We start from the raw sequence: 23,213 nt of genomic DNA on the forward strand, positions 1-23,213 counted from the left end.
TTTTATGAATAATAATCAAATAAAAAAAGCATATATAATATTTGTAACCGACAGCAGACAATACAGAAACACTAAAATAAATATAGATAATATACTTAATGAGCTTGAAATGCTATGCGGCACTGCAGGTTATGAAGTTGCAAATAAATATTCATTCATACAGCCAAAAATAACAGCCGGAACTTATATTGGTACAGGTAAATTAGAAAGTTTAAAAGAAAGTGCTGCTATTGATAATGTAGAATATTTTATATTTGATAATGAGCTTAGCGGTTCTCAGGTAAATGCTATAGAAGAAGGTTCTAATATAACAGCACTTACAAGAACAGAAATAATATTAGAAATATTTGCTTTAAGAGCTAAAACTATGACTGCTAAAATGCAGGTGGAATTAGCCTTTTTAGAATTTGAATACCCAAGACTAAAAGGTAAAAGAACTAATCTAAGTCAAATAAAAGGCGGTATAGGATTAAGAGGAGGAGCAGGAGAAAAACAGCTTGAATATGATAGAAGAAGAGCAAGAGAGCGTATACATAAATTAAAATCTCAATTAAGCAAAGTAGAAAAATCTGCAAGCACAGGTAGAAAAGGAAGGGAAAATACTTTTAGAATAGCAATAGTTGGATATACAAATGCCGGAAAAAGTACATTATTTAATCTACTTTGTAAAGAATCTGTTTATGTTGAAGATAAATTATTTGCTACGCTAGATACCCATACAAGAAAATTATATTTAAGTGATGATACTCCTGTAGAAGTAATAATAAGCGATACTGTAGGGTTCATAGACAGACTTCCTCATACTTTAGTAGCTTCATTTAAATCTACATTATCCGAAGTTGTTGAAGCTGATTTACTTTTACATTTATCTGATGCAAGCGATGAAAATATAGATGAAAAACTTTTGCATGTAGAAAGTATAATAAAAGAGATAGATGCCTCTCATATAAAAAGAATAGTTATATTTAATAAATCTGACTGCATAGATGAAGTACAAAAAAATAGAATATTAACCTCTTATGATGATGCTGTGTTTATAAGTGCAAAAAATAATACTAATATAGAAACTTTAAGAAAGAAAATATTGGATATCATATTGGAATTAAATAGTAATTAAATTATCTTCTTAGTTGGGCAAATATAACTACCCAGAAATCCTCACCATTAATGGAATAATGCGAGACACCGATATGAGTAAATTTATCGCTTATAATATTTACTTTATATTTATTAGAATTCATCCAATAACTAACAACAGTTTCGGCATTCTTAAATCTATAAGCAATATTCTCATTCGATGAGTAAACAATTATTCTATTTTCATAAAGCAATTCATCATACTTTGTATTATTAGGCCTAATATGAGAAAAACTTATAGCAAGCTCTTTTGCTCTGATATCTGCAATATTATTTAATTTATCATCAATTTCAAATGGGTATAAATTTTCATTATCTCTTATTTCATTAAATGTTTTCAGCATAGTATTAATATCATCATTATAATCCTGAGCATACAAAAAGCTGGCAGAAGCTATGATGACAAATATCATTTTTATTATAATATTAACCATATATTTTCACTTAATTAATAATTATACTATTACAATAGTATTTTCATACAAATAAATATAATATTTTTTAATTATTTTTCAAGCCTAATAAGTAATTTATTTTTATTAAATTCGGAAATATTTGAATGTTTTATATTATAAATTATCCTCTGTTTTATTTTAGAAATAATGCTTATCTCAGAATTATAATATGATAAAATATCTAAAATGCTATTAGTAATATCTATAAGGTATTCATTAGATTTTGATGAACATAATCTGCTGTAAATTTGAAGTATATATTCCCCAAAATATTTTATAAGTCGTATATCATTAGAAAGTATGGCAGCATTAATATGATAAGAATAAATTTTCAATGCATTAATATTATCATCTTTAATATACTTGTCCAAAAACATAGAGAATACTTTTATATATTCCAAACTTTTATCTTTAAGTTTGCTGCATATCTCATCTTTATTTATTATATGAACAGAATATTTTAAATTTAATACTATAATATCATCTTTATCATAATCAAATATTATATTGTCTTTAGAACAATCCAAAGGATTATCCATTTTTAATCTGATATTATCTATATACCTTAATTTTTTATTAATGCTGCTGTAATTTGTTTTTGAAGTATCAATTACAAATAAATATTCTATGTTTTTAGTTTTATTAACTATAGATCTTTTAGCACCTCTGTATTTAGTATATTCAGAAGTAACAATATCTAACTTACCTCTATTTTCAAGTATTGATATTAAATCATCATACTCTATTATACCATCTGTAGAATAACTCATCACTATATGTTTAGAATCTATATTATCCAATAAATTTATTAAAGTATCCTTAGCAGTTTTTTTATAGCAGTACATAGATCTAGTTTTTATCCAATCTTTTCTTATACCGCCTTTGTCTGTTTTCTTACCATTTATATATATATTTTTATTAATTACAGGCTTATCCCACAGAGCTATAGTATTAAGCAAATGATAATTGCTTCCGTATTGATGCTGATTATAAGGAGGATCTAAATATACTAAATCAAAATGCTTATTTCTATTTTTTATAACAAACTCATTAGCATCAATCATACTCACATGGCATTTTTTACCATTATATAAAGGTATTTGCTTTAATGATATAGGAGCCATGATTCTATGCAAGGCATCTTTATTTCTTCCGCCGAAACCTGCATGAAAAGCTTTAAAAACTCCGGAAGTATTTGTATGAGTAGCTGATTCATATATAATAGAAGCTATAAGATAATAATATTCCTTTTCATTTATTACATTATTTTTATAAAGCATTTCTATATTATGCCTTATAATATCAATTCTCTCGGCATTGTAATGAGTATAAAAAAGTCTTTCATTTATTAAGTCAGGATTTTCATCGCTTGAAGGAGCATAATATTTTGATATATATCTGTCCTCATCATCAATATATCTAATATCATTAATCATCTTTATTGTATTCTCTGCCCCGCCTGTATGAATAAACATATTAGATAAGTCTTCTTCATTTATACATAAATGAGCATAGTTTAGAATATAAGAATAATATTCCCAATCATTAGAATAAACTTCCAAATCTAAAGTTTTAAAAAGTCTTGAAACGCTTCCGCTTCCTGCAAATAGATCCAATGCCGTTTTTATATTACTATCTTCCTGCAATATTGCTGAAATAGTATTTTTTATAAATGAAAGCAATCTTCTCTTATTTCCAATATATGCTATTAAATTTTCTTTTAAATATTTATCTTTAACATTATCTTCAGTATTAGTTATCATAATCTTATTATCATAATATAGTTTACATAATAATATTAACATAATACTGAGAAAATATCAATATTATATGTATAAATATTCATTTAGATAAATATTTATACATACTATAATTATAAAAATCATATATAGCAACAGAAGAAGCAGCATATATTTCTATATCTTTAAAATTATTAATAAAATTTATTTCAGTAAGGAAATCATAAGAATTATATTTATTTTTTATATTATTTTTTATTTCATTAATAAAGCCTTCACCTAAATAAAGCATCTCTCCGCCTATAAATATAGTTTCAGGGTCAAAAGTATTAACTATATTGTATATTCCTATAGAAACCCAATAAGCTGAAAAGTTATTATAAGTATCAATAACAATATCATCATTAATATGATTTTTTATAATTTCATTATAACTTATATTTTTATATTTATTATCTCTGTTTCTAAGTTCATTCATAAAAGCATCAATGCTCGCAACAGATTCCCAGCATCCTTTTTTTCCGCACATACATATATAATTAGAGTCTGTTACTATAGTATGAGAATAATTAGCTGCTGTGTCATGCGTACCATATAAAATTGCTCCATTGCTAGATACCGATACTCCAATCCAATTACCTAAATAAATATATACAGATGAAGTTCGTATAGGCATAGATTTTTTCATCTCTTCAAGCATACTATATGTAAGCATAGCACATGCATATCTGTCAATGATAACATCAGTATTAGTATTCTCTTCTATATATTCTTTTAATGGTATATTTTTCCATTCAGGTATTCCCATACAATCTACAAGGATATTATTATTTTTTTTGCTTATCTTACCTGGTACAGATATTCCTATAGAAAATATCTTTTTATCTTTATATTTATTTTTTAAATCTTTAATTTTTTTTATTATAGGATTAAATGTTATTCTATAATCATCATTTATATTCACTTTTAATGAACATTCTTCTATGATTTCATTTTCCAAATTAACAATAGCTATATTGCATAATTCACTTCTAAAATGTACAGCTATAAAATATCCTAAGTTTTTATTTATATCTAATAATATAGGTTTTTTACCGCCTAAAGATGATGACTCACCATCACATTTTTCATATACTATACCCATATTAATTAAATCATCTACTAGTACAGATATACTAGCCTTGCTTAATTCTAAATTATAAGCCAAATCAGCTCTTGAATAATGACCTATTTTTAATAATTTTACTATATCAATATAATTTTGTTCTTTGATATTTTTAGCTTTTAATCTCTTCATTTTTATATATCAATTTACCTTTAAGAATAAAAAATATACGGTTTTTTATTATATTATAAAGTTATGATTTGCAAAAAGTGCTAATAATAATAAAAAATGATGCATATATTTTTATACGCATCATTGTTATTTTAGATTAATATTTTATTCGAATAAATTATTAATTAATTCAAATTGAACATAATTATTAACATCCACAGGATCTGTTATAACTTTAGAGTTTATAAATATTTTTTGCTGAGATTCATACCATTTAGCAGCAGTACCATCAGAATAATTATTTTTTATATCTTCTCCTGTAAGCCATACAGCAGTTTCTTTTTCTGAAGATACAGATTCTGCAGGAGTTCCATTTACCTTAGCAACTATTTCAACAGCATCATCTATATTAGCTCCCCTATAATCCATAGCTTTTAATATAGCTTTTGAAAATCTATTAACTATATCAGGATTATTTTTTTGATACTCAGGAGTAACTACCCAGCTGCTAGGGAATACACCTTCATCAGAATAATCAATTATAGTTGCAATAGACTCTACTTGATCTCCAAGCTGTTTAGTAATTTCAAAAGTATAAGGTGCCCATACAGATACAGCATCAACTTTTTTACCTATCATAGATGATACTATTCCGCTTACATCCATATTAACAACATTCAAATCTGCTCTATTTACTCCTGCCTTATTTAAAGCCAAATCCAATAAAATTTCTCCTGAAGTTCCTAGCTGTGTACCTACTGTTTTACCTTCTAAATCAGAAATACTATTAATATTAGCCCATTTTCCAACCAGAATTTGTTCAGATTTGCTTAACCCATTAGGAAATAATACATTAACTTTACCTTGAATAGCTAAAGAATGAGCCCCATGTCCTATATAGGCAAATTGTATATCTCCTGAAAGCATAGCAGCGACCTCAGAAGGTCCATTTAAAAATTTAACTAATTCAACATCCAAATTTTCTTCTTTAAAAAAACCTTTTTCCTGAGCAATAGCAGCAGCAGAAGTACCTGAAAAATCTGCCATATATGCTACTCTTATTTTGTCGAGTGCACCATTTGTTTGAGAAGAAGAAGTATTGTTTCCTCCTGAACATGATATTATCAAAGCTATTAATGCTATTGATAAAATAGAAACTAACATAGTTTTTTTCATTTTTGTTCTCCTTTTTAATTATTTTTTTATTAAAACTTATTTACATCAAAAAGAATTTATAAATTCTGAACAATATATCTTTATTATCTTCTCAAAGCCATTCTTCTATATGTATGCACCTCTCCCCTTAATACCAATGATATAGCCATAGCATTCATAGGACTTGATATACCGCCTACTCCTGCATCTCCTATATGCATTATATCCGCTCCCGCCATTTTAGACATTAATGCAATTTGTTTTATTGTATCTATAGGTGCCCCTTCCTGAGCAGTTCCTATAGCCGTTTTTGTAAGCATACCAAGACTTTTAGCTTCATCTATAAGCTCATGAACTTTCTCTACTGTATAACCTGGTAAAGTTCCAGGAGCCCCAAACATTATAACATCAGCACCAGCATCTGCAATTTGTTTTACTGTACTTAAAGTATCGGTATTGCCGGCACCTGCTCCATGCATTTTACCTGCAATAATCATCATCTTACCTTTGGCAATAGATGCTAATTCTTCAGCTGCTTTTGCTATAGTATCTACAGAAACTTTTGTATGAGGGTTGCCTGTTAATACTATATAATCTATTCCAAAATCTAATGCCCTTTTATAATTATCTTTGGTAGCTTTTAAACCTTCAGGATAATCCACCCCTTCTCCTACAGGTTCTAAATTTATACCTATAAATCTTCCTGTATACTTTTTTATTCTTTGTATATGATCATTTCTTTTTCTTGAAGATTCATATAATTTAAGCTGACCTTTAAAAGTTCTTTCTACCATAGGCATAGAATTATCACCTTCAGCTTCATCTAAATCATATATGAAAGGATTAAGTAAGTCAAATATATTTAATGTAATTAAGTCAACCCCCATAGCAGCCAAAATTTCAGGATCTGTAACTTTTTCTATTAATGGTCTTTTATATATTAAGGATTCTGCCATTAATGTTCTTCCCTCAGAATTTCTTATGGTTTCTATCAATGTATTAGTATCCATATTAAATGTATCTGTATAATTTAATTCAAATATTCTCTTCATTATTAATTTACTCCCCTATTTTTTAGCCTCTAAATATTCATGATATACCAGCTGCCATAATTGATTTTTGATATCATTGAATTCTTTTGATAATTTAGTCTCAGGTACTCTAGGATATGCTATAGGCACCTCTACTATACTTTTAATTCTTCCGGGTCTTGGACTCATTATAACAACTCTCTGAGCTAAAAATACGGCTTCATCTACATCATGAGTAATAAAGAAACAAGTTTTCTTTTCATTATCCCAAGTATTTAAAAGTTCTGTTTGAAGCTGTGCCCTAGTCTGTGCATCTAAAGCTCCGAAAGGTTCGTCCATAAGAAGTATATTGGGATTAACAGCATAAGCCCTAGCTATAGCCACACGCTGCTTCATGCCTCCTGAAAGTTCCTTAGGATAAGCATTTTTAAAATCTATTAATCCTACAGCCTTAAGATAATGATCTACTATATCATTTATTTCAGACTTAGATTTTTTCTGAAGTTCAAGTCCGAAAGCTACATTTTTTGCCACAGTAAGCCAAGGAAATAAAGCATACTGCTGAAATACTACACCTCTGTCAACGCCTGTGCCTTCTATAGGTTTGCCGTCTATTTCTATACTGCCTGAATTCGGAGTATCAAGTCCTGCAAGTATATTAAGTAATGTACTTTTTCCGCAGCCTGAAGAACCTATTACACATACAAATTCATTTTTATATATATCTAAATTTACATTATCTAAAGCATGAACATCTTTAGTTGTACCTTTATATATTTTACTAACATTAGAAATTTTTACTTTTACTTCTTTATTTGACATATTCAATCTCTTTTATATAATTTTTTATATATAGCTTATTATCTTTTTTTCTTTTCCTGCCATACAGTTAACTTGTTTTCTATTATGCTTACTATAAAATTTAATATCAATCCTGTAATACCAATAAGTATTATACCAAGCATAACTATATCCATTCTAAAGTAAAGACTTGCCTCCTGAATCATCTGTCCTAATCCTGAACTAGATCCTGTTAATTCAGCAGCAATAAGAGTTGTAAGTGAAGCACCCAATCCTAAACGCATACCAACCAATATATAAGGTACAGAAGCAGGTATTACAACCTTTAAGAAAATATCTTTATCTTTAGCACCAAGAACTCTGGCTGCTTTTATTAAAGTTTGATCAACCTCTCTTACCCCTTGATAAACTGTTATAATCATTACCAAAAAAGTAGATATAAATATAACTGTAATTTTAGCACTTTCTCCAACTCCCTGAGCAACTACAACCAAAGGTATATATGCTAATGCCGGTATATTCCTAACAAATTGTATTATAGGTTCTATTAATAATTGTACAGGCTGATACCAACCCATTAAAAATGCTATTGGTATTGAAACAACAAAAGCTAATCCGAAACCAGACAATACCCTAAATAAACTTATACCTATATGATTTAATAATTTACCATTAGTAATCTCTCTTATAAATGACTTTAATACATCAGCAGGGCTTGCAATAACGGCACCTGCCACGGAAGATGATACTAGCTGCCATACTAATAAAGCTATAATAATGGAAGCTGCAGTAAATATATATTTCTTTTTCCCCATAGGTTTACTATTCATTTTTATCCCTCTTAATAAAAAATCTAAGCATATAACTTAACCGTTTACAGTTAAAACTATATTTGTTTTAGCTGTAAACTATAATTTAATAGTTTAATGCTTGTTTTATAATGTCAATTCTCACATATTTATCTACAGCAACAGGCTCAGAATTTAATCTGTTGTTTTGCAAAAAATAATCTATTTGTTTTCTGTAAATATTGCTTATGCTTCCATCATCTATTCTGCTTTTCATTGTCTGAGAATCCATCCAATCAGAACTGTATTTCTCCTGAGCAACTGTAGCTATATCCAAACCTATAAGATTTGATACATTTGTAATAGCTTCATCTAAATGCTCTTTTCTATAATCCATTGCTTTATACAATGCTCTTGTAAACTTTATAACAGTATCAGTATTAGACTCTAAATAGGCAGGTGTTACTATCCAGCTTGCAGTAGAATCAACGCCGACATCCTGAGGTTTTATAATATTCAAATTCTCTAATCCTATTCTATTGTCTATCTCAACAGTATAAGGAGGCCATACAGATACAGCATCAACTTTATTAGCCAAGAATGAAGCAACAGCACTTGAAACTTCAGCATTAAGTATATTTATATCTGATTTATTAACGCCTGTTCCTGCTAATACCTGATCTATAATAGTTTCTCCAGATGTACCTAACTGTGTTATTAAAGTTTTTCCTTTTAATTGTTCTACAGTAGTTATACCTGAAGACTTTAATGTTCTAATACCTTCTACAACAGCTATTCCGTCAGTAGCTATTATCTGAACCTTTCCTTCGGCTGCCAATGTATGTGCACCAAAACCTATATAACCTATCTGTATATCTCCTGAAACCATAGCTGCTATTTCTGTAGGTCCGCTTGTAAATTTTACTAGCTCTATATCCAATCCTTCATCTTTAAAATAATTCTGATGTATTCCTGTAATGATTGCAGAAGCTCCGCCTACATTAGGATGATATGCCACTCTTATTTTACCTGAATTTTCATTGGTATTTTTACCGCATGAAATTAAAAAACTAAATAGCAAAACAAAAATTAATAATATTTTTTTCATACTCTTACTCCATTTAATATTGTTAATTTAATATATCTTCTATCTCAGAATTGCTTAAGAAATTCATAACTAAAGGCTGAGATTTATTATCCTGAGACTGCTGCCAAGTAGCATACATTCCGTCTTTTGTTCTAAGTACATCTACATATCTTGAACAGCCTGTACCATAAGGACTTACAAATAATGGAAGCTCTTTACTTATTCTTTCAATATGTGCAAATGAACCATTCTCTATATATGCAGCTCCTCCTAATTCTTCGCATGAATATCCTCTAGGTCTTTTTACAGCTTTTTCATGCTCATCTAAATTTCTTACGCATTCGCCTCCGTCATAGAAAAATAAGCTTATTCTTTTATTTCTCAATATTCCAACCTGAGGCATATCAATAATGCAAGTTCCCCTAGTCATAGCTATATCCCAAGTATGACCTTTTTCAAAGAAATAAAATACAGGTGCTTCAAAATTGAGTTTATCTCCTCTTCTAAGCATATATCCTGTATTTGAACTAGTCCAATTATATGGGTGAGTACAGAACAATAAATACTTTTCTCCGTTATAACTGTCATATACAAAAGGGTCTTTCAAATGTATAAATCTTGAATCCTCACCTTTAATAAGTTCTTTAACATTGGAAGCATTTAAATTTTCAATTTTATCAGCTACTATAACATCAATATCCCATACCCCTGTTCCCGGTTTTAAATATTCTTTAAGATGATCCGGATACTTATTTTCAGATTTCTCAGAAGATATATAAAGCTCAACTTCATTATCATTATTAAATCTCAAAGCTGTGCCTTCTATAGATAATACGCCTCTAGGAAGTTCTTTTTTTAATATGCTTTTTATTTTTGTCCAAGTATTTCCTTTGTCTGAAGATTTAAATATTGCAAGTTCTGCTCCCCTATCTCCTAAATCAAGCCCCGTTCTAGAATCTCCAGAATTTCTGTATCTTCCTGAAATATATAAATTACCGTCTTTATCCTCTACCATATTTCCGCCGCCGAACCAATATCCTGTTTCTGCTGTTACAGGTACTATAATTTTAGCCTTTTTTTCATCTATTAATCTAAGAGAAAATTCCATTAACTTTTTTTCTAAATTTGTCATGATACTCCACCTCATATTTAATTAGTATATTAATTAGTATAGTAAACTAACTAACTAAAATCAATTATTTTAACAAAAAAATATTTTTCACAAATATAATTTTTATCATAAAAAATAGGCTTATTTTAAAAATAATTTTATTTATTAATTCTTGTACTCTATACACAATAAAAATATCAAGTACTCCTTTGCTATTATCATACGACAGAATATTTATATAACAAAAAAGATATACTAGTATATAGTATAAATAGGCAATAAAATTTAATTAATTTTTTATATCAAGTTAACATACTTCATAAATTTATAATTTAAACTTTCGATAATAATTTAAAAAGATATATTGTTATAGGATTTTATTATGAATATGAAAAGTGATTATGTTTTCAACGATGATAATATATATGTTTTATTAGAAGAATTCAGTGATTATTTACAAACTCTAAATTTTGCAGCTCATACTATTAATAGCTATAATAAAGATTTAAAAGAATATTTCCAATTTCTTCATAGTAAAAATATTTCATTAGATGAAGCTAATCATTATACAGTAAGAGATTATTTAACTTTTTTAAAAGGAAAATCTTTAACCAATTCCACAATGTCAAGACATTTATCATCTATAAAAAAATTCTATAAATATTTAATAAGAAACGGCTACTCAGATAAAAACAGAATAGTAGATATGAAAAGTCCCAAAAGAGAAGAACATATAGCCAAATTTTTATCTATAGAAGATATAGACAATATATTAGCCATAGATGATGAAGGAGACTTCACACTCATTAGAGATAAAATGATGGCTCTGTTTATGTATGCCATAGGGTTAAGAGTATCAGAACTTGCTTCATTAAAACTAAGCATGATAAAAAAAGGCTCTGAAACATTAAGAATATGCGGTAAGGGTTCAAAGGTAAGAGATATACCTATACTGCCTATCGTATATGAAAATTGGGATATATACATGGAAAAAAGAAGAATAATTCAAAAAGAATATTCTCAAAATAATGACTATTTATTTATAAACAGATTCGGAAAACCAATAAGCGACAGAAGTATAAGAACATCTATGAAGCGTTTAATAAGAAATTCAAATATATCTATAGATTTTTCTCCACATACATTAAGGCATACATTTGCTACTCATTTGCTTAATAATGATGCTGAAATAAGAGGTGTTCAGGAATTATTAGGGCATGAAACTATAGCTACAACTCAAAGATATACTCATGTTACAAATTCAAGATTATTTGAAGTATATAATAAATTTCACCCTCATTCTAATAATTAAATTTTTATATTTAATAATAATTATTTTCTTATTTTATTAGACCTTTTTATACTTCTAAGATGTAAGTATACTGTATGATGTGAAATATTTAAATAATTAGCAACTAGCTGAACAGATTCTTTAAACTCAAATATCCCTTGAGAATATAATTTTTTTATTATTGTCTTGTTGTAAACAGAAGGACCTACTTCATCTTTATCTACAGAGTCTATAACTTTTTGAAGAACTTCTATAATAATATCTTCTGATTTGCTGTTTTTATTTTCTTTTACATCAGAATTTACATTATCCGGTATAAACACTTTTAATGTATTAATTAAAGAAACATCAAATTTCCAATCTATAACCATCATAGCTATAGGAACGGCATTAGAATTTTCTATAATGGTATAATTTTTTTTATGATATTCTCCTGTAACAGTTTCAATAAAATTATTTTTAAAAAAGCTATTATTATGTTTATCTATCATTTCATTTAATATGCTTCTATCTTTATCGGAAATAGCATCGCCAATATTTTTATTATGCATATATTCATTAACCATAAAAACTATAGGGCAATTCTCATTCTCAAAAGAATATATCACTATCTCAACATTATCTCCAAGGTATTTTCCTAATGATATAGAAATATTTTTATAGCTATTTAATATGCTGAAATCTTCTTGGGTGTATATATAATTATACATTGCTTCTCCAATTCTTATTCTTAATACTGTTATAATATAATAATTTTTTTATATTTTCCAAATTTTTTTAACTAAAATATTTGTTTTATTATTTTATATGTGTATAATTATAACAACAATAACTAATATAGGTAATTAAATGGGAATTAATTTAGATAATTATGTAACAATATCTTTAGAAAAAATAAAATATTATAAAGAAGTAATACTAAAGGATAAAATAGACATTATTTCTAAAAATGAAAATGGTATAGTTAATGTTATACCTTATAATAAAATAGATTATTTATTTAATAATAATTTAGAAGAAAATCCTCTATTTAATAAAGCCCAATATTATATATATAAATCCTATTTGGATATGATAGAGTTTTTTATAAACCCTGATGAATTAAATAACAAAGATTATTTCTATTCTATTTTTACGAACTGTAAAGACCCTATAGAATATACAGGAAAAGCTCAGGAAGCTATACTTGAAAATATATTATCTATGAATGAATATCAAAGGGTTGAAAAGATAAAAAACTTAATCATAGAATTAGAGATAGAAGAAAATAGAGACAAATTCACATCTAAAGCTGCAATTATACTAGGAGAAATATTGGTAAGATTGGGACTTATGATAAGAATAAATGTGATAGGAAATATATCTGAAAATAATGAAAATCTTAAATACAAAAACTACAATACAAACTATGACGAATTAATGAAAAGCATTGCTGAAAGTGCATTTGTATTGCTAAATAAAAATTATGAAAAGCCGGATATATTCAGCAATGTAATAGGATTTACAGGGTGTAATATAATAGATCATAGCAATAGATTATTTATTAATACAATAGAATTTATGATATTCTATAATAAAAATATAAGCATGGGAATACTGTCAAAAATAAGAGCTAAATGGAAACATGATTATATGCCTTATTATGAAAAAGTATCAAAGAAAAATAAATTTATAAAAGATATATCGAAATTAGATAATATATTCAAATTGGGAATAAGACAATTTGACTATAGTGAAATTATAAATATGTCTATAGCAGCATTTCTCCATGATATTACATTAACAGAAATAATTAATTATTTACCTACACAAAATGTTAGTATAAATAATGAACTATACTCTCATTCCATTAAATCATATAATTATATAAAATATTCAATATCAAATAATCAGGATATAAATTTAGCAGTAGGAGTTCATCATGAATACTACGGATACGGAGACGGACTTGCCATTACAATATGCGAAGCTATGAGAAGTAAAAGACCTAATTTTGAATATCCATATTTAATTAGTTTTGATTCTAAAGATATATTTAATTTCACAGCTTTCATATATTATCCTGTTAAAATTATAGAAATATTGGATTTATACGATTTTCTAAAATATAAACATGATATTTGTATAAATGAAATCAATACTGATATAGAAATAATAGATTATATATATGATAACTTTTTAAAAGATGAAGTAAAAATAGATTATATAATATTTTCAATTTTTAAAGACTATTTATCTAATAAGTACAAAGTATAATTATAAAATTTATTTAAGTATTTTCTGATAAAATAATTCAAATAATAGAGTTATTTCAATAAAAAATACAAATTATGAAAAGCAGATAATCTATACTATACTTTATATACTAAAATACGATGAATATTTAACAAATTTATTTATATTTTATATATACCGCATACATTTAAATAAAAAACAATATAAAAAATAAATACTTAACTAAGTAAAACAATATTAATTTTTGGATTAAAAGCATAATGCTGTTCTATTTTTTTTCTCGTATCCTCTATCAAATTAATAACATCTTCAGCCGTACTTTCATTTTTAGAGTCATATAATGATTCATTGATAATATAGTTTGGAAATCTTCTATGCCATCTCATAGCTCCGAACTTCATATCAAGTCCTCCTACCCTTTCAACCATCTCATAAGCCTTAACATCATAAAAATCTTCAAATACAGGACCTATACTAGCCTCAGTAGGAGCGACAGAACCCCTTATATATCTAAACCAATCTATTCTGTTATCAATACTTTCAGGACTATCTTTTTCCAATACTAATACCGCAGATAATATGATTATAAACCTTTTTTCTTTATCAGTTAAAGCTGAATATTCATCTTTACTCAATTCTGTTACAGTACAATCCTGCTTATTAAATAATCTTACAGATTTAACAAAATTAAGCAGTGATATTCCAAAAGATTCAAATTTATCATATATAGCAGCACCTATTCTAGTATTAACTAAAGCCGCAAATTCTAATCCCGACAAATTTCTAATTCTTGATTCATGAGAAAGTCTCTCTAAAATAGCAGAACTATTGGATTTTAAAACACCATCTTCCAAAAACTCAAAAGATTCAAATTCCCCCTCCAATGAAACTATTATGCCGTTATAACCATTATCAGAAACTATAACCTTACTAGTATCTCCCATTACAAAATAATCAATAACATTTTTATAAAAGAAATCAGCAAGTTCTAAAAAATCAGATATTTTTTTTATGATAATATATAAATCAATATTTCCTCCAACATTAAAACTGCTGAATTTACTAAAAGCTTGATTTCTATAATATTCTATATTTTTTTCTTTGAGAAATCTCTCAACTATTTTGTAATTTTCTTGCATATTCATTACTAATCCTTACTATATTGCCTGCTCCCAAAGTTAATATTATATCTCCGTCTTTTTTCATATCATCAAGTACCGGCAATACATCTTCTATATTTGGAACATATCTTATATGATCATTTTGTCTTCTCACTACATCGCATATAATTTCACCGCTTATTCCTGCTATAGGCGTTTCACCTGCTGCATAAATATCGCTAATAATAACTTCATCAGCATCATTAAATGCAGACTCAAAATCATTAAGAAGAAGTTCTGTTCTGCTGTATCTATGAGGTTGGAATACTGCTATTATTCTTCTGTTTTTATAAGCATTTTTTACAGATGAAAGTGTAGCTTTTATCTCTGTTGGGTGATGAGCATAATCATCAAATAAAGTTATCTCTTTATCATAAAGCTTATTTAATCTTCTTCCTACACCCTCAAAAGTTTTTAATCCTTCTTTTATATCATCAATATCTATACCCAAATGAATACCTACACCTATTGAAGCTAAAGAATTCAATACATTATGAATACCTATAAGCGGAACAGAAAACTCTCCCAAACATTTGTTATCATAATAAGCAGTAAAATATGTTATAGGAGCTTCTACCCTAATAGAATCTCTATCAACATAAAAATCATAATCCTTTGAAAACCCATAAGAATAATATTTTTTATTGGCACTCTTTGATAAATCTTTTACAACATTATCCTCAAAACATAAAAATGAACATCCGTAAAAAGGAACTTTATTAATAAATTCTAAAAAAGCAACTCTCAAAGCCTCAACATTTCCATAATAATCCAAATGATCATTATCAATATTAGTAACTACATTAATAACAGGCGAAAGCCTTAAAAAACTTCCATCGCTCTCATCTGCTTCGCATACCATATATTCACTGCTTAAATCATTACAAGAAGCATTGCTTTTCAAATTAAAATGATTTCCTCCTATTATACAAACAGGATTAAGTCCTGCATGCATCATTATCTGGCTTATAAGAGAAGTTGTTGTAGTTTTACCATGAGAACCGGATATTGCTATGCCGTATCTTAAACGCATGAGTTCTGCAAGCATTTCTCCCCTAGGTATAACTGTTATCTTTTTTGCTTTTGCCTCTATAATTTCTTCATTAGTAGGGCTTATAGCCGATGAAGTTACAACTGCAGTAACATCATCTTCTATATTTTGAGCTTTATGTCCATAATATACTTTTATTCCAGAAGATTCCAAAGATTCTGTTTTCGCTGTCTTAGCTAAATCACTTCCTGTTACCGTAAAACCTATAGCATTTAATACACTTGCTATAGCACTCATTCCAATTCCGCCGATTCCTATAAAATGTATCTTTTCTTTTCTTTTTGTAAACATATATTCCTCAATATTTAATTATTTTTTTCCTAAAACTTCAGTTATATCATCAACTATTGAAGATACTGCTCTTGCACTCCAATTACTTTTAATATTTTCCCTCATCTTATTTAATCTTTCATCATTATTCAAATTATTTATAATAACATTTTCTAATTTTTCTTTATCCAAATCGGATTCTTCTATCAAATATGCCATATCCTTATTAAGCAAATCTAAAGCATTGAAATACTGATGATTATCTGTCGCATAAGGAAATGGTACTAATAATGAAGGAACATTAACAGCTAATATCTCACTGATAGAACTGCTTCCTGCTCTTGATATAACAAAATCCGCAGCATGAAGTAAATTTGCCATATCTTTATAATAGCCATGTACAAAAACATTTTCAAATTTAGCATTATTTACCTTGGCAATCATATCATTAGCCCATTTAGGTCCCACAAGCCATACTATATACAAATTATTAACCTTAGCTTTTATATCTTTTATGCATTCAAAAAATAATTCATTTAATTTCAAAGCCCCCTGAGATCCTCCCATAACAACTAAAAGTTTATCATCTTCTTTTAATTTCATAACAATTCTAGCACTTTCTCTATGAACTACAAAGAAATCATTTCTCACAGGATTTCCAAAAACTTTTCCATTAGGCATAAACTCTAAAGTCTTTGAAAAAGTTAAATATGCTCTTTTAGCATCTTTATAAAATATTCTATTAACTTTACCGGGTATAGAATTTTGTTCGCATAAAAATATAGGTATATTTTTAGTCTTAGCAGCATAAAGCATGGGAAATGATACAAATCCACCCATACCTATTACACAATCAGGATTATGCTTTCTTATTATACGATAAGATTTTAATAAAGCAGGTATAAATTTTAATGCAAATATTATTTTCTTAAAGAAATTACCCGGAGAATTAATATTTATAGTATTAAAATCATAATTTCCCGGTATCAAATGATAATCCTTTTGAGCAACAACAAGTCTAGGTTTATGTCCTTCTTTTTTCATATAATCATATATAGAAATAGCAGGAGTTATATGTCCGGCAGTTCCGCCTCCGCATAAAATTACATTCATTGTTCTCTCCTTTGAGTTATTTTTAATAAGATACCTATCATTATCATATTAACAACTAAAGCATTTCTACCATAACTAATGATAGGAAGTGTCATACCTGTAGTAGGAAGCATAAGTGTAGCCACCATTATATTTAAATATGCCTGCACACTAATGAACATCGTAATAGCAAATGAAAGATTTTTTAAAAACAGATCCTTAGTGCGGGACGATATTATAAATCCCCTAATAGTAAATGATAAAAATAAAAGCAGTATAATCAAATTCCCTACCAATCCGTACCTTTGTGATACAGAAGCATATATAAAGTCAGTTAAAGCAGCAGGTAAATGCGTACTAACATCAGCTATATAATCATCAGGAATTCCTGTAACCCCTCCATAATTAAATGCAAGCTTAGCCCTTCTGATTTGATAAACTTCTTCTTCAGGCTGACTCTGAGGATCTAAATATGATACAACTCTGCTTCTCATATACGGTGTATTAAAAATAAAAATGGCAAAAAGAATCAATAAAAAAACACCTGAAAGCAATATGGATCTTAAAGGTATGCCGCCGTAAAAGAATATAGAAAAACCAACTATAGCAAATAAAAGTGCTGTTCCGGAATCAGGTTCTATCAAAATAAGTCCTGACACTATTATTAAAATCAAAAGCGGTGGAAATAATCCTCTTTTTATATCAATTAATTTCTCTCCTTTCTTGCTTAAAACACTAGCAAAATATATACTGCATGTTATTTTAGCAATTTCTGAAGGCTGTATAGTAATGCCTAAAGGAAGAAGAAGCCATCTTTTTGCATAACTGCCTGCCACTGTTATACCAAATAAACATACCCATATAAGAAGCACCAAAGTAAAAATCAGAATAAGAGGAACCATCTTATCTAAAAAACTAAAGAAATCAGGAACTATCATCATAATAATAGTAAGAACAAACATAAATGATAATAGTTTCAAATGATTAGAAAAATATGCAGTATTTGGCTCATGTATTGTCTGTGCTCCATATATGGAAACCAAACCAGCTACAAGTAAAGCTATATATATTATTAATAAATATTTATCAGGAAACAATTTTCTATTTATCATAAACACTCTTTTATTTTCATAGTATCTTATAAGCTAAAGACATCTTCAATTCTATAAATGTAGTATTATTATAATGGGGAAGTCCTACATGCAGTCCTGCCGATGCTCCTATATTTAACATTAAAGTTTCTTGTAAAAATTTAAAGTTTATAATACCAGCCATGCCGAATTTATGAGATAAATGTTTTGAATTAATTAAATAAGTAAGCCCATAATATCCTCCTATATAGAACATACTTATTCTTCCTAAAAGGAAAAAATCATTGATTAATTCAAATTCACTTTTAGCATGCAATATTGAAGTTCTAGGATCATAATAATATTTTTTATCCCCAACATTCACATAAGACATATTAAGATTATTTATTAAAATAAAATTATCAAATTTAAATATAAAATACGGAGAAATATTTATGATATATCCAAAAGCATCCCCCTTTGACATACCATATAATTCATCAAAAGAATAGCTGACATCTTTACTATCAAATCCTGCATAACCAAAATTCATAGCATTAAACATAAAATCAGCATATCCGCTCACCCTAACGCCTAAAAAAGATAATGGCTTCACATCCGCATACAGCCCAATCATATCAGAAGACAATGAAAAATTATTCTCTATACCAAAATCAACTCTCGTATCTTTAAACAAGAAATTTGTAGCATTCTTATAAAAATATAATCTATAATATAATCTAGTCTCTAAATTAAATTTTATGTGGTTATATCCCCCCAAAGCCGTTTGTTCTATAAAAAGTTCATTACTGTAAATACCCGTATTAGTATTAATTGGTAAATTCCTTTCATATATATCCATATTAAAAATAGTACTTATATCTGCAAAAATAATCTTTGAAAATATAAATACTAACACTATAAGAATATTTATTTTTCTCATTCAAATCTCAAAAATTATGAAAACTTTTTAATATGATACTTTATAAAATAAAAAAATCAAGATAAAAAAATATCATTTTACTATTTTAATACACTATAGATCTATATAAAAACATATTGAAATAAAAGCCTATATATGATAATATAAGACATATTTTGTATATTATACAAGGTCATTTTTTAATGTATAAAAATATTATAAAATCAGTAATGGAAAATAGAATTGAAGTTATAAAAAAAGACTCTACTCTCTTAGAGGTGGCTTCTCTTGTATCTAAATCCTCGAATAAAATATTAGCCGTTATTAATGATTTTGATAAAATAGTTGGAATTATTAATTATAATGAACTATTAGTAAATATATTAAAAAATATCAATAAAAAAGATTCCAAAAACATTTTTAATAAATCGATATCAGTTTTTATGAATAAAAATCTTGTAATAGCACATCCGGAAGATGATATTACAGTTGCTTTCGATATAATGAAAGAAAAAAAAATGGATTATCTAATAATAATAAATAATGATAATTATCCGATTGGGATTATTAATATATATGATATATATGAAAATATAATAAAAATAAGAATGCGTAGTATGAATATCGCTATTAATGAAGTAGAAAAGAAATCTTCTATAGAAAAAGATAAAGTAATAAAAAAATTAATGAAAGAAATTGACACTTTGCATGCCCAGTCAACTATAGATCCTTTAACGGGATTATTCAATGTTAGATATTTTAACAAAATAATAGAAGAAGAAGTAGAAAGGGCTAAAAGATATAAACATAGCATATCTATTATATTTATGGATCTTGATCATTTTAAGGATATTAACGATATATACGGACATGACTGCGGTAATATAGTTCTTCATGAAATAGGCAGATTATTAAGCAATAGTTCTGATAATATGAATATACTTAGAAAAAGCGATATAGCTATTCGTTATGGAGGTGAGGAATTTATTGTTATATGTCCTAATACTAAGAAAGAACAAGCCTATATAGTAGCAGAAAGAATAAGAAAAACAGTAGAAAAGAAAAGATTTAATTATGAATCTGCTGTTATAAATGTGACGGTAAGTATAGGTATTGCCGAACATAAAGGAAGATCTAAAAAACCTATAGCAGAAACGATAAAAAATGCTGATACCGCAATGTATGAAGCAAAACATCTCGGAAGAAATAAAGTAATATTACACTAATTAATTTTATAAAATATTAATACAATCTAAAATAAAATATCATTATATAATAATGGCTGCCAATTAATTGACAGCCATCAATAATAATAATATATTAAATTAATTATTTAGCTTGTAAAGAAGTTATAACTGCCAAATCAGCGATATCCTGAGCAGAACATCCCCTTGAAAGGTCATTGGCAGGTTTAGCTATACCTTGAAGCATAGGACCTATAGCAGTACATTTTCCTACTCTCTGAGCTATTTTGTGCCCAATATTTCCTGAATTTAATTCTGGGAATATAAATACATTAGCATCACCTTTAATAGGAGAGCCAGGAGCTTTTTGAGCAGCAACTCTTTCAATCATAGCAGCATCTAACTGCATTTCGCCGTCATAAACAAAATCAACATCTTGAGAATCTAGTATTTTTTTAGCTTCTCTAACTCTAGTAATAGATTCATGCTCTGCAGAACCTTTAGTAGAAAATGAAAGTAAAGCAACTTTAGGTTCATTTCCTGTCATAATTCTGTAAGATTCAGCTGTAGCTTTAGCAATATCAGCTAGCTGTTCAGGTGTAGGCTCAGGTATAACGGCACAGTCAGCAAAACAAGATATACCATTTGTAAATAAAGATTTATCAGGGCTTTCAAGGAAGAATGTAGATGATAAAGTTTTAATCCCTTTTTTAAGTCCGATTAAAAATAAAGCAGCTCTAAGCATTTCGCCTGTAGAATAAACAGCTCCTCCTACCATACCGTCAGCAGCATCATCAGAAATCATTGCAGCAGCAGCATATATAGAATGATTTGTAATTAAATCCTTAGCATGATCCTTAGTCATACCTTTCTTTTCTCTGGCTTTAAAAAGCATTTCAATATATTGTTCTGTTTTAGCTTCTTTAGCAGGATCGAAAATTCTTACAAAGCCGTCATCTAATTTCAAAGAATTTTCTTTAGCTAAACTTTGTATTTTAGCAGTATCCCCTACTAATATAATTCCTTTAACTAACTGTTCTTTTTCAAGTATAGCAGCAGCCTTAACATGTCTTTCATCATATCCTTCTGCTAATATTATAGTTTTTGGATTAGATTTTGCTTTTTCTTTTAAATTATCCATAAATGATGCCATAATAAAAACCTCTTAAAAAATAAAATTATGTTTATATATTTTAATACATAAATTAGAATTTTGCAAACATATACTAGGCATCAGTATAATTTTTACTAAAAATAATTAATTTTAATTAGTATTAAGTGATCTTTTAGTATTGATTAAATACAAAATTTGAAATTTACACTTTTACTTTATAAGACTTACTATAAAATTATACATGCATACAGCACTAATCATACTAGATTATAATTATACAAAATAAACATATATGAAATAGATTTATGCTTCTTTTTTTACGCTGCTTCCTATCTCACATATAAATACTGCTGCTATCATACAACTGCCCCCTATAACAAAATTGACAGTAACAGGGTCTTTCATAAAAATAACTCCTCCCAAAGCCCCCAAAAATGATTCCAAACTAAGTATAATTCCAGCCTTACTAGGATTTACATACTTTTGCGATACAGTTTGAAGTAAATAAGCAATTCCTGTAGCTCCTATAGACAAATAAATAAGAGAGTAAATAGATTCACTAGAAACATTATTAATATTGAATGGAGTTGAAGTTAATGCTCCTACAGAAAGAGATACTATTCCAGCTATAATAAGCTGCAATGCTGCCATTATAATACCATCTACATATTCGAGTATTTTATCTATAAGCATTAAATGAATGGCAAATACAACGGCACAGAGCAAAGCAAATAAATCTCCAGACTCTATACTAGAAAAGCCTTCAAAAGAACTTAATAAATATAAACCTGCAACTGTAATAACTGCCGCTATAAAGGCTGAAATATGAGGACTTTTCTTATACACTATCCAAGAAAAAAACGGTATAAATATAACATAAGAACCCGTAAAAAATGCTACCTTTGAAGCTGTTATAAATTTAGAACTCATAGTCTGCAAAAAGAAGCCTAGAAATAATGCTATCCCTACAGGTATTGATAATATTATATCCTTTTTAGAAACATTTTTAATTTTTTTGAAAAATACAAGAGATAAAAAAATACCTCCTGCTAAATTTCTAATACCTACAAGATAAAAAGGTTCTATTTCTCTCACTACCACCTTAACAGCAACAAAACTGTACCCCCAAATTAATGCTGTTAAAAATATACCTATAGTACCTAATCTTTCTTTATTAGCCATATATCAACCTAATAATTAAATTTATTAGTATTAGATAATATAATATTTAAATTAAAATGTCA

Annotated in this window: 21 protein-coding genes; 4 read left to right on the forward strand and 17 right to left on the reverse strand. The window is 27.6% G+C overall.

Annotation, left to right across the window (positions count from 1 at the left end):
- The first annotated feature begins 4 nt into the window (after positions 1-4).
- Positions 5-1,117, forward strand: a complete 1,113-nt coding sequence (gene hflX / locus A966_RS11040) for a GTPase HflX (protein WP_008725585.1) — start codon at positions 5-7, stop codon at positions 1,115-1,117.
- A gap of 1 nt (position 1,118) precedes the next feature.
- Here hflX and A966_RS11045 read toward each other — a convergent pair whose 3' ends face one another.
- From A966_RS11045 to A966_RS11085, 9 genes are all read right to left on the reverse strand, one after another.
- On the reverse strand, positions 1,119-1,571 hold the full coding sequence (locus tag A966_RS11045) for a CAP domain-containing protein (RefSeq protein WP_008725587.1): 453 nt from the start codon (positions 1,569-1,571) through the stop codon (positions 1,119-1,121).
- 71 nt (positions 1,572-1,642) lie between these two features.
- On the reverse strand, positions 1,643-3,355 hold the full coding sequence (locus tag A966_RS11050; RefSeq protein ID WP_008725588.1) for a DNA adenine methylase: 1,713 nt from the start codon (positions 3,353-3,355) through the stop codon (positions 1,643-1,645).
- A 79-nt stretch (positions 3,356-3,434) separates the two neighbouring features.
- Entirely contained in the window at positions 3,435-4,628 is a 1,194-nt protein-coding gene (locus A966_RS11055) for an ROK family protein (protein ID WP_008725590.1), read from the reverse strand.
- A gap of 144 nt (positions 4,629-4,772) precedes the next feature.
- Positions 4,773-5,783 (reverse strand): aliphatic sulfonate ABC transporter substrate-binding protein, encoded by a 1,011-nt coding sequence (locus A966_RS11060; RefSeq protein ID WP_008725592.1) that lies wholly within the window; start codon positions 5,781-5,783, stop codon positions 4,773-4,775.
- Between the two features lie 83 nt (positions 5,784-5,866).
- The gene (locus tag A966_RS11065) at positions 5,867-6,814 is read right to left on the reverse strand and encodes a DUF7916 family protein (RefSeq protein WP_008725594.1); all 948 of its coding nucleotides are present in this window, start codon (positions 6,812-6,814) and stop codon (positions 5,867-5,869) included.
- A 15-nt stretch (positions 6,815-6,829) separates the two neighbouring features.
- A complete protein-coding gene (locus A966_RS11070) occupies positions 6,830-7,615 on the reverse strand; it encodes an ABC transporter ATP-binding protein (protein ID WP_008725596.1) in 786 nt (261 codons plus the stop codon).
- Between the two features lie 38 nt (positions 7,616-7,653).
- Positions 7,654-8,424, reverse strand: a complete 771-nt coding sequence (locus A966_RS11075) for an ABC transporter permease (RefSeq protein ID WP_008725597.1) — start codon at positions 8,422-8,424, stop codon at positions 7,654-7,656.
- 85 nt (positions 8,425-8,509) lie between these two features.
- Complete coding sequence (locus A966_RS11080) at positions 8,510-9,490, reverse strand: ABC transporter substrate-binding protein (protein ID WP_008725599.1); 981 nt, start codon at positions 9,488-9,490, stop codon at positions 8,510-8,512.
- 22 nt (positions 9,491-9,512) lie between these two features.
- Entirely contained in the window at positions 9,513-10,601 is a 1,089-nt protein-coding gene (locus tag A966_RS11085; RefSeq protein ID WP_008725601.1) for a sialidase family protein, read from the reverse strand.
- 361 nt (positions 10,602-10,962) lie between these two features.
- On the opposite strand from A966_RS11085, the gene A966_RS11090 reads away from it, so the two are divergent.
- Positions 10,963-11,892, forward strand: coding sequence for a tyrosine-type recombinase/integrase (locus tag A966_RS11090; protein WP_008725603.1), 930 nt, complete (start codon positions 10,963-10,965; stop codon positions 11,890-11,892).
- Positions 11,893-11,912: 20 nt separating this feature from the next.
- Here the strand turns inward: A966_RS11090 and A966_RS11095 are convergent, their stop codons facing one another.
- Positions 11,913-12,581 carry a helix-turn-helix transcriptional regulator gene (locus tag A966_RS11095; RefSeq protein ID WP_008725605.1) on the reverse strand — a complete coding sequence of 223 codons (669 nt, stop codon included), beginning with the start codon at positions 12,579-12,581 and terminating at the stop codon, positions 11,913-11,915.
- 139 nt (positions 12,582-12,720) lie between these two features.
- Between A966_RS11095 and A966_RS11100 the strand changes: the two genes are divergently transcribed.
- Entirely contained in the window at positions 12,721-14,127 is a 1,407-nt protein-coding gene (locus A966_RS11100; protein ID WP_008725608.1) for an HD-GYP domain-containing protein, read from the forward strand.
- A 197-nt stretch (positions 14,128-14,324) separates the two neighbouring features.
- Here the strand turns inward: A966_RS11100 and A966_RS11105 are convergent, their stop codons facing one another.
- From A966_RS11105 to A966_RS11125, 5 genes are read right to left on the reverse strand one after another with little or no spacing between them, the layout of a single operon-like run.
- Positions 14,325-15,251 carry a UDP-N-acetylenolpyruvoylglucosamine reductase gene (locus tag A966_RS11105; protein WP_008725610.1) on the reverse strand — a complete coding sequence of 309 codons (927 nt, stop codon included), beginning with the start codon at positions 15,249-15,251 and terminating at the stop codon, positions 14,325-14,327.
- A complete protein-coding gene (gene murC, locus A966_RS11110) occupies positions 15,220-16,608 on the reverse strand; it encodes a UDP-N-acetylmuramate--L-alanine ligase (RefSeq protein WP_008725612.1) in 1,389 nt (462 codons plus the stop codon). The genes A966_RS11105 and murC overlap by 32 nt, the downstream gene beginning before the upstream one ends.
- An 18-nt stretch (positions 16,609-16,626) precedes the next feature.
- A complete protein-coding gene (locus A966_RS11115) occupies positions 16,627-17,700 on the reverse strand; it encodes a UDP-N-acetylglucosamine--N-acetylmuramyl-(pentapeptide) pyrophosphoryl-undecaprenol N-acetylglucosamine transferase (RefSeq protein WP_008725614.1) in 1,074 nt (357 codons plus the stop codon).
- Positions 17,697-18,791 (reverse strand): FtsW/RodA/SpoVE family cell cycle protein, encoded by a 1,095-nt coding sequence (locus A966_RS11120; protein ID WP_008725616.1) that lies wholly within the window; start codon positions 18,789-18,791, stop codon positions 17,697-17,699. Before A966_RS11120 ends, A966_RS11115 begins: the two co-directional genes overlap by 4 nt.
- Positions 18,792-18,807: 16 nt before the next feature.
- Positions 18,808-19,692, reverse strand: coding sequence for a hypothetical protein (locus tag A966_RS11125; RefSeq protein ID WP_008725618.1), 885 nt, complete (start codon positions 19,690-19,692; stop codon positions 18,808-18,810).
- A 182-nt stretch (positions 19,693-19,874) separates the two neighbouring features.
- On the opposite strand from A966_RS11125, the gene A966_RS11130 reads away from it, so the two are divergent.
- Positions 19,875-20,897 (forward strand): diguanylate cyclase, encoded by a 1,023-nt coding sequence (locus A966_RS11130; RefSeq protein WP_008725621.1) that lies wholly within the window; start codon positions 19,875-19,877, stop codon positions 20,895-20,897.
- Positions 20,898-21,000: 103 nt separating this feature from the next.
- Here A966_RS11130 and pta read toward each other — a convergent pair whose 3' ends face one another.
- Both pta and A966_RS11140 read right to left on the reverse strand, forming a co-directional pair.
- Positions 21,001-22,008, reverse strand: a complete 1,008-nt coding sequence (gene pta, locus A966_RS11135) for a phosphate acetyltransferase (RefSeq protein ID WP_008725623.1) — start codon at positions 22,006-22,008, stop codon at positions 21,001-21,003.
- A gap of 264 nt (positions 22,009-22,272) precedes the next feature.
- Positions 22,273-23,151 carry a DMT family transporter gene (locus tag A966_RS11140; protein WP_008725625.1) on the reverse strand — a complete coding sequence of 293 codons (879 nt, stop codon included), beginning with the start codon at positions 23,149-23,151 and terminating at the stop codon, positions 22,273-22,275.
- Positions 23,152-23,213: the final 62 nt, after the last annotated feature.

The organism is Brachyspira hampsonii 30446, assembly GCF_000316195.1.
Taxonomy (GTDB): domain Bacteria; phylum Spirochaetota; class Brachyspiria; order Brachyspirales; family Brachyspiraceae; genus Brachyspira; species Brachyspira hampsonii_C.

What these genes read in the sequence shown, in the direction of transcription:
- hflX (WP_008725585.1), top strand. Translation starts at nt 5, where the DNA reads ATGAATAATAATCAAATAAAAAAAGCATATATAATATTTGTAACCGAC.
- A966_RS11045 (WP_008725587.1), bottom strand. Translation starts at nt 1,571, where the DNA reads ATGGTTAATATTATAATAAAAATGATATTTGTCATCATAGCTTCTGCC.
- A966_RS11050 (WP_008725588.1), bottom strand. Translation starts at nt 3,355, where the DNA reads ATGATAACTAATACTGAAGATAATGTTAAAGATAAATATTTAAAAGAA.
- A966_RS11055 (WP_008725590.1), bottom strand. Translation starts at nt 4,628, where the DNA reads ATGAAGAGATTAAAAGCTAAAAATATCAAAGAACAAAATTATATTGAT.
- A966_RS11060 (WP_008725592.1), bottom strand. Translation starts at nt 5,783, where the DNA reads ATGAAAAAAACTATGTTAGTTTCTATTTTATCAATAGCATTAATAGCT.
- A966_RS11065 (WP_008725594.1), bottom strand. Translation starts at nt 6,814, where the DNA reads ATGAAGAGAATATTTGAATTAAATTATACAGATACATTTAATATGGAT.
- A966_RS11070 (WP_008725596.1), bottom strand. Translation starts at nt 7,615, where the DNA reads ATGTCAAATAAAGAAGTAAAAGTAAAAATTTCTAATGTTAGTAAAATA.
- A966_RS11075 (WP_008725597.1), bottom strand. Translation starts at nt 8,424, where the DNA reads ATGAATAGTAAACCTATGGGGAAAAAGAAATATATATTTACTGCAGCT.
- A966_RS11080 (WP_008725599.1), bottom strand. Translation starts at nt 9,490, where the DNA reads ATGAAAAAAATATTATTAATTTTTGTTTTGCTATTTAGTTTTTTAATT.
- A966_RS11085 (WP_008725601.1), bottom strand. Translation starts at nt 10,601, where the DNA reads ATGACAAATTTAGAAAAAAAGTTAATGGAATTTTCTCTTAGATTAATA.
- A966_RS11090 (WP_008725603.1), top strand. Translation starts at nt 10,963, where the DNA reads ATGAATATGAAAAGTGATTATGTTTTCAACGATGATAATATATATGTT.
- A966_RS11095 (WP_008725605.1), bottom strand. Translation starts at nt 12,581, where the DNA reads ATGTATAATTATATATACACCCAAGAAGATTTCAGCATATTAAATAGC.
- A966_RS11100 (WP_008725608.1), top strand. Translation starts at nt 12,721, where the DNA reads ATGGGAATTAATTTAGATAATTATGTAACAATATCTTTAGAAAAAATA.
- A966_RS11105 (WP_008725610.1), bottom strand. Translation starts at nt 15,251, where the DNA reads ATGAATATGCAAGAAAATTACAAAATAGTTGAGAGATTTCTCAAAGAA.
- murC (WP_008725612.1), bottom strand. Translation starts at nt 16,608, where the DNA reads ATGTTTACAAAAAGAAAAGAAAAGATACATTTTATAGGAATCGGCGGA.
- A966_RS11115 (WP_008725614.1), bottom strand. Translation starts at nt 17,700, where the DNA reads ATGAATGTAATTTTATGCGGAGGCGGAACTGCCGGACATATAACTCCT.
- A966_RS11120 (WP_008725616.1), bottom strand. Translation starts at nt 18,791, where the DNA reads ATGATAAATAGAAAATTGTTTCCTGATAAATATTTATTAATAATATAT.
- A966_RS11125 (WP_008725618.1), bottom strand. Translation starts at nt 19,692, where the DNA reads ATGAGAAAAATAAATATTCTTATAGTGTTAGTATTTATATTTTCAAAG.
- A966_RS11130 (WP_008725621.1), top strand. Translation starts at nt 19,875, where the DNA reads ATGTATAAAAATATTATAAAATCAGTAATGGAAAATAGAATTGAAGTT.
- pta (WP_008725623.1), bottom strand. Translation starts at nt 22,008, where the DNA reads ATGGCATCATTTATGGATAATTTAAAAGAAAAAGCAAAATCTAATCCA.
- A966_RS11140 (WP_008725625.1), bottom strand. Translation starts at nt 23,151, where the DNA reads ATGGCTAATAAAGAAAGATTAGGTACTATAGGTATATTTTTAACAGCA.